Source organism: Runella sp. (assembly GCF_965279615.1).
Classification (GTDB): domain Bacteria; phylum Bacteroidota; class Bacteroidia; order Cytophagales; family Spirosomataceae; genus Runella.
The window spans coordinates 658,946-669,790 of sequence record NZ_OZ257252.1 but is presented as its reverse complement, the minus strand read 5'-3'; the positions used below and the strand labels follow the sequence as shown (position 1 = coordinate 669,790).

General features: G+C 45.6%; 9 protein-coding genes. 1 reads left to right on the top strand and 8 read right to left on the bottom strand.

Annotated features, from left to right (window positions below; genetic code table 11):
• Nucleotides 1-2 precede the first annotated feature (2 nt).
• Nucleotides 3-182, bottom strand: coding sequence for a hypothetical protein (locus tag ACQY73_RS03030; RefSeq protein WP_428661259.1), 180 nt, complete (start codon nucleotides 180-182; stop codon nucleotides 3-5).
• A gap of 234 nt (nucleotides 183-416) precedes the next feature.
• On the opposite strand from ACQY73_RS03030, the gene ACQY73_RS03025 reads away from it, so the two are divergent.
• On the top strand, nucleotides 417-2,165 hold the full coding sequence (locus tag ACQY73_RS03025) for a hypothetical protein (RefSeq protein WP_428661256.1): 1,749 nt from the start codon (nucleotides 417-419) through the stop codon (nucleotides 2,163-2,165).
• A gap of 133 nt (nucleotides 2,166-2,298) precedes the next feature.
• Here ACQY73_RS03025 and ACQY73_RS03020 read toward each other — a convergent pair whose 3' ends face one another.
• The 7 genes from ACQY73_RS03020 to ACQY73_RS02990 form a co-directional block, all read right to left on the bottom strand.
• The gene (locus ACQY73_RS03020; protein WP_428661253.1) at nucleotides 2,299-3,945 is read right to left on the bottom strand and encodes a carboxylesterase/lipase family protein; all 1,647 of its coding nucleotides are present in this window, start codon (nucleotides 3,943-3,945) and stop codon (nucleotides 2,299-2,301) included.
• 11 nt (nucleotides 3,946-3,956) lie between these two features.
• The gene (locus ACQY73_RS03015) at nucleotides 3,957-6,341 is read right to left on the bottom strand and encodes an alpha-L-rhamnosidase C-terminal domain-containing protein (RefSeq protein ID WP_428661250.1); all 2,385 of its coding nucleotides are present in this window, start codon (nucleotides 6,339-6,341) and stop codon (nucleotides 3,957-3,959) included.
• A 579-nt stretch (nucleotides 6,342-6,920) separates the two neighbouring features.
• Nucleotides 6,921-7,568 (bottom strand): hypothetical protein, encoded by a 648-nt coding sequence (locus ACQY73_RS03010; RefSeq protein ID WP_428661247.1) that lies wholly within the window; start codon nucleotides 7,566-7,568, stop codon nucleotides 6,921-6,923.
• A gap of 47 nt (nucleotides 7,569-7,615) precedes the next feature.
• The gene (locus ACQY73_RS03005; protein ID WP_428661244.1) at nucleotides 7,616-8,095 is read right to left on the bottom strand and encodes a (2Fe-2S)-binding protein; all 480 of its coding nucleotides are present in this window, start codon (nucleotides 8,093-8,095) and stop codon (nucleotides 7,616-7,618) included.
• 605 nt (nucleotides 8,096-8,700) lie between these two features.
• A complete protein-coding gene (locus tag ACQY73_RS03000) occupies nucleotides 8,701-8,997 on the bottom strand; it encodes an aldo/keto reductase (RefSeq protein WP_428661241.1) in 297 nt (98 codons plus the stop codon).
• Between the two features lie 186 nt (nucleotides 8,998-9,183).
• Entirely contained in the window at nucleotides 9,184-10,626 is a 1,443-nt protein-coding gene (locus ACQY73_RS02995; protein ID WP_428661238.1) for a carboxylesterase/lipase family protein, read from the bottom strand.
• Nucleotides 10,577-10,786 (bottom strand): hypothetical protein, encoded by a 210-nt coding sequence (locus tag ACQY73_RS02990; RefSeq protein ID WP_428661235.1) that lies wholly within the window; start codon nucleotides 10,784-10,786, stop codon nucleotides 10,577-10,579. Before ACQY73_RS02990 ends, ACQY73_RS02995 begins: the two co-directional genes overlap by 50 nt.
• Nucleotides 10,787-10,845 lie beyond the last annotated feature (59 nt).

Below are 10,845 nucleotides of genomic sequence, written 5' to 3'. Positions count from 1 at the left end.
AGTTAAGCGGCCGCAGAGGCCGGATGGTTTGGTAAATAATGATCAGCAGGCGGTAAGCGGTCAAGTTGCCAATCGTACCAATACCAGACCCCGAGCACGGCGGCGGCAAAAAGCAAAACCAGCAGCAGCAGCGCCAGTCTTTTTTTACGAAACAGAAAGGGAATGGGCATTGACTTTGGCATGGGTCAAAACTAGGGGGAGCGGCAGGTCAACACCAAAAAATCAGCGTCGCAAAAGCGTCACAGTGGCGTCACAAAAGCGTCACAATGCCTTGTTTCAGGCAAAAAGAGAGTAAAATGGCTGAGGCATGGTATAAAAAGCAGCCTGCCGCCTTTCATTTTGTATTGATATGTTGATTGAACCCATCGGCATTCAGCCATTGAATTCAGAACACTTATTTTTGATTGACTTTACTCATGACGCTTCTTTTCGGCCGGCATTTTCTTAGAAACTGCGTTTTCGTTTGGGTATGTTTATGCCTGACCGATACGGCGGCCGCTCAATACGAAAAGTATCTGCACAAAGACTATAAGCAAAGAGCGGCTCTCTTTGGTAATTTTTGGGAGGTTAAAACGACCAACGACAACTACGACTCCACGCTTTTTTTTAATGAAGTATTGGGGTTGCGACAAGCCGCCGCCGAGCACGACGATGCCGGTCTGGAGATGGATACTTACATGATGGAATTGAGCTTTTTTCTGTATCGAAAAAAATACGCCAATAACTTGGTAGTGGGCAAACTGGAGTTGGACAAAGCGTTACATTTCGCCCATGACAAAAAGTTGTTAAATGAAGCCTCCGTCGAAAAGCATTTCGGGCAGTTCTATTTTCGAAAGGTTAAAAACTATGAGTTGGCCTTTGAGCATTATCTCAACATGTATGAAATCATCAGGGACAAAAGTTTGGAGGAGTTTCCCGACAAGATCAACTGCATCAATCAACTCATCTATGCCTACTATGAATTCGCCGATTATGAAAAAGCGATACATTTTGCCAAAATAGCGCTCCACTATGAGCAGAAGTATCAACTGACTTCTGTTTTCTTCCGAAATTATGCGTTTATCGGCAATTGTTTCCGCGATCTGAATCAACCGGATTCGGCCATGTTTTATTACCAAAAAGCCCTGGACAATGCCCTTTCCGAAAAAGATACGTATGCGGTCGAACTCGCAAAGGGATGTTTAGGGTATATTCTGTACCGAAAAAATGACGTAAAAAACGCGATTCCATTGTTAAAAGCGGGCATTGAAGCAACCAACACGTTTCCCGCCTCCGATAAATACAAACACCTCTTTTCGCGGTCACAATTGGAAGAGCATGCCATGCTTTGTCGGATCGGATTAAGTGACATTGAGGCGGCTTCCGGTCAGTTAAGCAAAGCGGAAGCGTTGGCAGCGCAGGCCGTTTTTTACCAACGACAATCGGGAGAATGGACGTTAAAGGAAAAACTGTTTCCCCATTTGTCTAAATTGTACATCCGAAATGGGAACAAAGCATTGGCGTTGATGTACTTTGATTCGACAATGATGGTGCGCGATAGCCTTAGTCGGCAATTTAATACCCGAAAGATGTTACGAGCGCATCAGAAAGCAGAATTGGCCGAACGAAATGCCGAGTTGGAAACTCAAAAAAAGATCAAAAAAACAGAACGGAATGCGCTTATCGGGTTGTTGGCAATGCTGTTTTTGGCCTCTTTGTATATTTATTTTACCCAACGCCATCGGTTCATGCGAAAGCAGCGCCGGTGGAAAGAAAAGGAAGTGGAAATGCAGACGGCTACGGAACAATTGCAGGAATTTATTCAAAACGCCAAAAACCGATGGGCGGAAGATGCGGAGAATGTTTTGTTGAACACTTCGTCTCATCAGGCCATGCGACAATTGCAACAGGCTGTTATTACTACCGATGCCGAATGGGAACGCTTTCGTCGCTTATTTGATCAGGTACATCCGGGCTATTTACAACGGATGAAAGACAAACTGTCGCCGTTGACTCCGGCGGAGATCCGGTTTCTGGCCTTGGTCAGACTTGGATTATCTACAAAAGAAATGACATTTGTATTGGGGATTTCTTCGCAAAGTGTTCGAACGATCTGGTATCGTCTTCGTAAAAAACTCAATTTCCCCGAAGACAGTACGCCTGAACAACTGGCCGAGTCGATCTGATCATTATAAGGCTGATATACAAGCCTTAATAATAGCTTGTATATCAGCCTTATATCTCTGTTTTTTGAGTACATTTATACACTCTTTTTTTGAGGCAGATAAGTCACATCGGCTGTTAGACTTTTAGAGGTACTTACAATTTTCCTACCTCCCGCCAAACGTTCAATTCCTCTTTAAATCGATCCTTGATTAGCTCCAATTTAGTATCGATACGCATGGTAGACCGTTCCTTTAGATTATACGCTTTCCATTCGGGGGCATCTTTGGCAAACGGTTTTCCTGTTTTGGCAAAATTAGTCCATAACTCCGCAAAATTGTGAGAAGCGATGGCTTTCTCGGGTTTGTTCCCCCCCAAAAAACTCGGCTTGTTGGCGGTTTCATTATTGAATTTGAATGAAATATCCATGGCGTGCGGTGTACCCATCTCATAGTCGGTTCCCGGTATTTTCATCTCTGATTTATACCCAAAATTGTAAAGATATACCGGAGCACCCCCCTGTTTTACTTTTTTCTCCGCAATATCTATCGAACCCAAACCCATCAGGGTGATTGATGCTATGGCAATGTAAATATCAGCCGCAGAAGCAGTCGGCCTTGCTTTTCGGTAGGTGTCGATTATTTTTTTAGCATCGGTACCATACTGTGGTTCAAGCTTTTTCTGTAAGCTCTCAAAATCATATTTCACAAAGTCGGTTTCTTTTCTTTCCCAGGCAAAAAACGTATGTTCGTCTTCGTTCCAACCGACCAAAAGCGGTTTGTTTTTGGAAAGTGAGGGAGCTGAAGGGTCAAAAGGATGATGCGGCAACGCTTTGCCATCCACTACCGGTCCAAAACCTCCGTAGTTTCGTCGCATAAAACCTCCATTTTTATTTTTTTCAACGAATGGCGGTACAAATGGCAGTTTGCCCTGCATCGCCAAAAGATCCGCAACAGGTACATCGAGTAGTTTTTTCCAATCTTTCGGTTCGATATTCAGCTCTTTTAACAGCATCAGCGTGGTTTCTTGGGCGATTTCTTTGGGAGTCATTCGCACGCCGGGACCGCTTTCAATTGAGGCTTTATTAAAATAAGGAGCCGCCGCCGGCATTGCATAGAGGCAAGAGGTTTTGGCTCCGCCTCCCGATTCTCCCCATATCATGACGTTGTTGGGATCACCGCCAAATTGGGCAATATTTTTGTTGACCCATTTTAAACCCTCGACAATATCCAACATGCCATTATTGCCTGAACCTTCGTAGTCGGCACCACCGATTTCGTCGAGGTACAAAAAGCCCATTAAGCCTAAACGGTGATTGGTCTCTACAACTACCACGTCAAAATTGCGGGCTAAATTAGCCCCATCCTGTCCGGCAGAACCGCCCGAACCGATCACGAAACCGCCCCCATGGCTGTAAAACATCACAGGGCGCTTTTTAGTATCATTGGCAGGAGTCCAAACATTCAGGAACAGGCAATCCTCAGAAGGGGGTGGCTCATTTCGTCTCGGATTTTGGATGGCCGGAGCACCCAACTGCAACGCTTCGCGTACCCCTGGCCAAGGTTCAAGCGGAGCAGGACGACGGAATCTTCTATCCCCCGACGTTTTTCCGGCATACGGCACCCCCTTAAAAATACTCACCCCCTGCTCACGATATCCTTTTATTTTTCCATGCGTGATTTCAACTTCAACAAATTCTTCCATTAAACCTTTATTGGCAAAAAGAGTAGCAGCAGAGAGGGTAATCGCCCCGGCCGATAAAGACATTTGGGCTACAAATTGCCTTCTGTTCAGTGTTTTCATAGTTTCAGGTCTTATTGGTTTAGTTGATTTACTCCTTCTTTCAATCCAATCGTTTTGCCTTTCCAAATCAACTTACCGGTCACCGTCTTTGGCAATTCAATCTGTATTTTCCATTGGCCGTTTTCCAATTGATAACTTGCCGAAATCATTCCTTTGGAATGCGGGATACTGCCTTTGGCCTGAGTCAATACGCCCAAATGCGGCTCAATTTTGACTTTTGAGAAACCCAACCCGTCACTGTCGATGCCCAGAAGTGTCCGATAAAATTCAATATTCGGACTTGCTCCCCAGGCATGACAGTCGGAACGAGAGGTGGTAATGTCGGAGGTCTCGGCCCATGTGGTAAGCCCCATCCGGATATTTTCACGCCATTTGTCCAACCATTTCAGATAGTCATTGCCTTTGCCTGCTTTGATAAGTGCCAAGTGAAGATAATATTTAAAATAAATAGAAGCCGGGGCTAATGTGCTGTTGGTCACCAGTTGTTGGGCTGCTTCGGCAGACTGTTGAGGGGTAAACAACCCCGTTAAAATCGCCAACGAATTGGTATGTTGCGAAAACACATCTTTCTCGGCACGGTCGGCCAGCAGTTTTTTAGAACCATCCCAATATTTCGCCAAAATGGTCTTTTTAAGTTGATCAATAAGGGTTTGATAATGTGCTGCATACGCAGGAACGCCCAATTTGGTTTCCAGATCGGCCGCTACCTGATACGCCCACAAGAGTTGCAGGTCCAACACCGCAGAGGAACCGTCGGGACTCATGGGAGCAGTACCGGCCCGCCAATCTTTGGCCGTGACCCAGTCGGTAAACATCCATTGCGGCACGTTTTTCAGCGAACCATCTGCCTGTTGATAGCCTTTGAAATACTCCAGGATCTGGCGAGTCCCTCCGATTTTCTTTTTCACAAAATCCAAATCGCTCCCGTAGCGTGCATAGTCGTGCAGCATACCGATATACCACAACGAAAACGTAGGAATGTACTGAGGGGTGTATGATGGGTGACGGCTCAATGTAACACCTTCGGGCTGCCGTGAATAATCCATCAGATTGAGTGCATTTTTAACCATACGTTCATCCCCGCTGTTGTACAGCGTGACCAATGCCTGAATCCGTGCATCACCGATGTACTGAAGTTGCTCATAATAAGGACAATCCATGTAGGTCTCCCCCGCGCAAAGGCGGGCTGTGCGCCAACCTATCTCGGCAATTTTGTCAATATCGCTGTTTTGCGTGGTGATACCGGACTTCAACTCAAAGGGATAACCCGTAAATGTGCCATAAATATCGTTCAGAACCAACGGCTCGTTTTGGGTCGTGACCTTCAGTTGAATATACCGATAGGTGCGGTAGGCCAAAGGCACAAAATGCTGTTGGGCGGTACCGTCTGAGATCAAACTGTCGGCTCGGCCAACAAATACTTTACCTTTGGTTTCGTTCCGATTGCCTTTGCTTTGATTGCTGCTGTACAAAGCTTCGGTGTAGCCTACGGAAATTGTGGCATTTTTGCCGCCGCTGAACAGTACCGTTGGATAGGCATTTGTCAAATAGGTTTGGTCTAAAAGAAGTTTGACCGACGAGTTGGCAGGAATCGTAAGTGAAGTTGTTTTTTGGGGAAAACCATCGGGAATTTTTACTTCACCTATTACCTCCACTACTTTTTGGATGCGTTCATCCTTCATTTCCATTTGTGGAATCGTTGAAGGTACCAGCATCCAACCGTTGGGAGAACCAAAAGGCCCCAAGAGGCTTTTGGGCGTGCCATTGAACAGTCGTTTCGGAGCCGGCCATTTACTGTCATCAAAATCAGGTTTTTCCCATTGTTTGGGCGAGGCAGCCATTTGACGAATTTCCCCCGGGCCCGCTGCATAATACCCCCGTATCGTAAATTTTAGGGGAGCATAGCTGTCATCACGCACGCATTTCCACGTTTCGTTGGTATTGAGTGCGGCTTCGACATGGGTATTTCCCTGCAAAATAAACCCCGTTCGTAACGAGATTTGCGCTTCGGGTCTCAAATCACCTTCGTTCCAAACTTGGGCAGCAACAGTATTTTTACCGCTTTGAAGGTAGGGGGCAAGGTCTACGGTTTCAAAATTCCAATGACTCAAATCGCCCCGCGCGGGGCCCATTGAAATCATTTTTTCATTCACAAAAAGCTTGTAGCGATTATCGGCCGATACATGAACAACAAACGAACTTGGTTTGGACGGCAGTTCAACCGATTTACGAAATAAGTACACTCCGTAGCCGTCGGGCGTAGCATTGGAGGCGGTAATCCACCAGGCCGACCACCGTTTTTCTAAAATGGCAGGGTCTATTTTTTGGGCAAACGAAATTTCCGCCAAATAAAACATAAATGTGCAACAGAAGCTGCTCAGAAGTAGTTTTTTCATTAAACTTTGGTAGTAAAGGGTTATTGAACGAACGATTTCTTTAAAGGTTTCCTATGGTTGGTTGTATGATACTTTGCGGTTAAATCATTCGAATGGTTCTATTTTTACCCGTAATAAGAACAAATAACCGCTTAAGAATGAATAAAAGAATCATGTACTTACATGGTGTTCTGTCCTGAATCAGTTTTACACAACTACCGGAATGATGGATAATCAATTTCAGGAATTTAAAGACAAAAGTTCTTCCCAAGCCTTACGAGAGAAGTTTATTTATAGTGTTATGGGCATTCACCCCCGGACAAAAATTTACTCGGTTTAACACTGGTGTATAAAGATTCTAAACAGACATTCATTCTGAAACAGGTTGTATATCCCACAGCAAGAGCCCACCGAAAAAAGGGCGAGCGGACTCGAAAAAGCGTACAAAAGCACATTCTGAAATGGGATCAATCGGTACTCAAAAAATGTCTTAAATTTGTCAAGCTATTTCAGGGAGTTACAAGGCCGATGTTTTGAGGAAATTTCTTCTGGATAGTAGGTTGCTGTTCATGGTTCGTAATCAGTTGAACGCGGTTGCTGTTATGATTTGGGGGCAAACGCCCCTTTTTGGATCCACGTCAGCCACGCTTTTTTAAATTCTGCGTGACTCATCGGAGGCAATGTCCTTCCTTCACCGGGATTCCAGCCTGCCAGTACAAGGCCATCGTCAGCATGCTCAATAAGCTTCTTCATGTCCTTATTCCCATTTTGCTTCTTATCAACGAGCTGTTTAGCCAACTGATGCGGTGTTCGACCCTGAAAAACCATCTTCATCGACGCCGGCGGCAAGTGCCATTCAGGATTGCCGGGCGGGGTATGTAAGCCGGGTGTATTGGTAGGCTGGTGGCAGTTGGCACATTTCATGGCATAGAGCCCTTTGCCATTCGTGCCCCGTTTGGGAAGCATGGTATGCTCGTGGCTGTCATCCCCCTGAAGCGGCACATCGCCTGAGGGGTGACAGTTCATGCAACGGGGACTCATGAGCACTTTGTAGACCTGTGCAAATGCTTTGACGGATTCAATGCTGTCGGGGTTAATCAGGGCAGACTTTGTCGGGCTTTCCGGATCGTCATTCTTCACGTTAAATGCCGTCGTTAGAACAGCCGTTACAAAAAGAATGATCGACAGGGCGACCGTTGTTTTCAGAGAGAATGGATTCCGTCTTCCGGTTTCAGAAGGGTGTTTCATAATGAAGTTAAATTTAAAAACGAGCTAACAATTGCAATAGTCGTTTGTTATTTACTGCCCACTTTCCGCTCCATGCCTTCTGCCGCTAAATGAATCGCTTTTCGGATACGCAGATAAGTGCCGCATCGGCAAAGATTACCCGACATGGCATTGTCTATGTCCTCATCGGTCGGGTTGGGATTCTCCCGAAGCAACACGGCGGCAGACATGATCTGTCCCGATTGGCAATAGCAGCACTGCGGCACATCCACTTCCTGCCAGGCGAGTTGGAGAGGATGGGTGTTAGTTTGCGATAATCCTTCAATGGTAGTGATCTGTTGCCCTTCGACGCGACTGACTTTGGTGACGCAGGAACGCACCGCTTCGCCGTTGAGATGCACGGTACAGGCGCCGCATTGGGCTACCCCGCAACCGTACTTGGTACCCGTTAATCCGACTACCTCCCGCAGGGCCCACAGCAATGGCATTTGAGGATCTACATCGAGTGTTTGATTCTTGCCGTTGATTTTACATTTGATGATTGCCATAAACGTGATTTGTAGAAATTGAAACTGATTTTTTTTGAGTATAAAATCCGACTGATCGGCACCGGCATCTTTTCTTTGATTGACCAACTACAATTGTTTCACTTTTCAAGTTTTCTTTCAAAGTGCCAAAAAGTGTTAGCGACGGTCATTGTAAGAATCAAATGAATTTTGACTAAAAATCTATGCCAAAAGCCGATAACCGATTATTGGTCAATTAAAAAGTTCGTTTTTGAGCAAAAGAGAAATTATCTTTTATAAAAATCAGGGACTGCGATTCACAGCCCTGATCTGTTCATTTTTAACCTATAAAAAAGGGTACTCACTTAATGACGATTGGAAAGAAGCATCTAACCGCCTCTGATATTTACTGTTGGTCAGTATTGATAATTTTATGAAAATAATGTTGCATTTGAGTCAGTGTGTATTCAGCTCTCAGTATAGCGCAACTTCACCGGCGCTTCCTTTTTTGCGAGAGGTTGCTTATTGGTTCACCAAAATTGATTCCGGTGTACGCACACCCGCTACCTTAATTTTTGATAATTCAGTCCTGAAGTCAGTTAATTCTTTGAACGTAAATTTAACATCCCAAGCTCTGACATTTTCCTTCAAATGGTCTGCATTAGCACAAAGGCGATTCCGAGTTCCTGACAGGTATCTAAAAGTTGATTTTCGGCTACTCTCTCAATCAATGAATATTCGGTCGGTTGTATGGTGTGCGCCTTACGGATCGTAGCCGGGGAAACTTCCGACAGACCAAAATTCCTGATCTTGCCCTGTTGGATCAGGTCTTTCACCGTTCCCGCGACATCTTCAATGGGCGAGTTGGGATCGAGCCTGTGCAGATAAAACAGGTCAATGGTTGCTATTTTAATCGTTTTATGGTTCGATAGTTTAAAAGGCATAAAAAGTACCCGGAGAGTAAGACCCTGAGCGTAGCTTACTCAATTATCTATCTACAAATATCCTGAAAACGAAAATTATAGCATATACTAAACGATCATACCTGAAAGAAATGGCTCCGGATCAGACTTAATACAATTATTACTATTGAAGCCATTCGCTTCAATCTGTTCTATTTAAATGTTTGTCTAATGTAAATTCCCTGATTCTACCGCTTTTTCAATCACATCAAGCCTTGCTTTTTTGGGGTCCGGCTTTGCTACTGCTTTCCCATCCGATTGAAATTCAATCAATTCGTTCTTTTTGGGGTCAAACGCAGGCCATTCCGGTAATCCTTTCGCGTTGGGATTACCCGTTTTGGCAAAGTTTGCCCAGTAAACATTCATCAATCGGGCTACTTCCTCATCTTGTGGGGTTGCCGTTGAAATTCCTCGGCGTGCGTTCAAATTGTTAAATACGTAAGCAATTTCGGACGCATGCGGAGCTCCGTATTTAGCTCTTGCTTTCAATGCTTCAGGCACATAGGAGAAAAGATAGATGTAGGCCTTGTCGCCTTTTTGGGTTACCGCATTGGCCGTAAATCGGGCCGGCTCAGCCCATACTTTGTCGGTATTGACCCGGGTGAGCATTTCGGCCAATTCTGCGGTTCCCTCGGGGTCGTACACCTTTTTTGCCTCTTCTTTCATGTTACCAAACAAAGACAACAATGCTTCTTTTGATTGCGCATTGACAAAACCGGCCGGCACCTCGGCACTGTTGGAGCCAATCATGATTGGCACACGATTTTGCCGGCCGGCCTTATAGGCACTCTCGGCTGTTTCTACTACCTGCTTTCCGTCGAGAATGGGTCCGGAGTAGATCAATGGGCCGCCCTGCCCGTTGCTTTCCTGCCCTCCGTCAATTATATCGGCGGCTGACAGCGCCCTAAGTTTGGCTAATGCAGCGGCATCCGTCCCTTCTATTCCCTGTTTTTTGGCAAAGTTGATCCCGGTCGTTTCGGCGGAAATGGGGTAATAGTTGTCGGCATTTTCTTTGCTGATGGGCCGGCCCGTAAGCACGCCGTCCCGACCGCCGCCCGATTCGACAATTGCTTTGTGGAAAAGCCCTTTGGCAGACGGTATCGTTAGAAGTGACTGGACCGAAACCCCGCCGGCGGATTCGCCGAAGATGGTGACATTTTTAGGGTCTCCGCCAAATTCGGCGATGTTTTTTTGCACCCACCTGAGAGCGGCCATTTGGTCCATGTAGCCGTAGTTTCCTTTAGGTTCATTGGGGTATTCTTTACTTAAAGCAGGATGTGCAAAAAAAACAAGTCGCCCCAATCGGTAATTGAAAGTAACCAAAAGGACTCCCTGTTTGGCGAAAGGTATACCCGAATTTTCAGGACTTAAACCGCTGCCAAACACAAATGCTCCCCCGTGAATCCAGACCATTACGGGTAATTTTGCGCCTTTTGCGGCAGTGGCAGGTTTCCAAATATGTAAGAAAAGACAGTCTTCCGAAGCGTTAGGGCTGATTTTTGGAGCATTGGGTCCAAAAGCTGCCTGCCCGCAGTCTTTACAGGGCTTGGTTGCATCCAATTCACCTTCCCAACTTTTCACGGGTTGCGGCGGACGCCAGCGGTGAGGCATAGGGAATTGATTTAAAGATGGAAACCTCGCCTTCGATGGTTCCTCGAACAATACCGGATTCGGTTTTAACTTTCGGGGCATTGCTGTCCGGCTGTTGAGCCTGCAATGAACACGCAGTCAGCAAAAAAAGAAAAGGTATTTTTTTGGTTAAATTTTTCATACTGTATCTGTTATTTAACTGTGCCGGCGTAAAACCGCTTTTTCAAATTACCTGTGATT

Coding starts and splice junctions, on each gene's coding strand:
- ACQY73_RS02995 (WP_428661238.1), bottom strand. CDS start 10,626: ATGCCTCACCGCTGGCGTCCGCCGCAACCCGTGAAAAGTTGGGAAGGT.
- ACQY73_RS03030 (WP_428661259.1), bottom strand. CDS start 182: ATGCCAAAGTCAATGCCCATTCCCTTTCTGTTTCGTAAAAAAAGACTG.
- ACQY73_RS03015 (WP_428661250.1), bottom strand. CDS start 6,341: ATGAAAAAACTACTTCTGAGCAGCTTCTGTTGCACATTTATGTTTTAT.
- ACQY73_RS02990 (WP_428661235.1), bottom strand. CDS start 10,786: ATGAAAAATTTAACCAAAAAAATACCTTTTCTTTTTTTGCTGACTGCG.
- ACQY73_RS03005 (WP_428661244.1), bottom strand. CDS start 8,095: ATGGCAATCATCAAATGTAAAATCAACGGCAAGAATCAAACACTCGAT.
- ACQY73_RS03000 (WP_428661241.1), bottom strand. CDS start 8,997: ATGCCTTTTAAACTATCGAACCATAAAACGATTAAAATAGCAACCATT.
- ACQY73_RS03020 (WP_428661253.1), bottom strand. CDS start 3,945: ATGAAAACACTGAACAGAAGGCAATTTGTAGCCCAAATGTCTTTATCG.
- ACQY73_RS03010 (WP_428661247.1), bottom strand. CDS start 7,568: ATGAAACACCCTTCTGAAACCGGAAGACGGAATCCATTCTCTCTGAAA.
- ACQY73_RS03025 (WP_428661256.1), top strand. CDS start 417: ATGACGCTTCTTTTCGGCCGGCATTTTCTTAGAAACTGCGTTTTCGTT.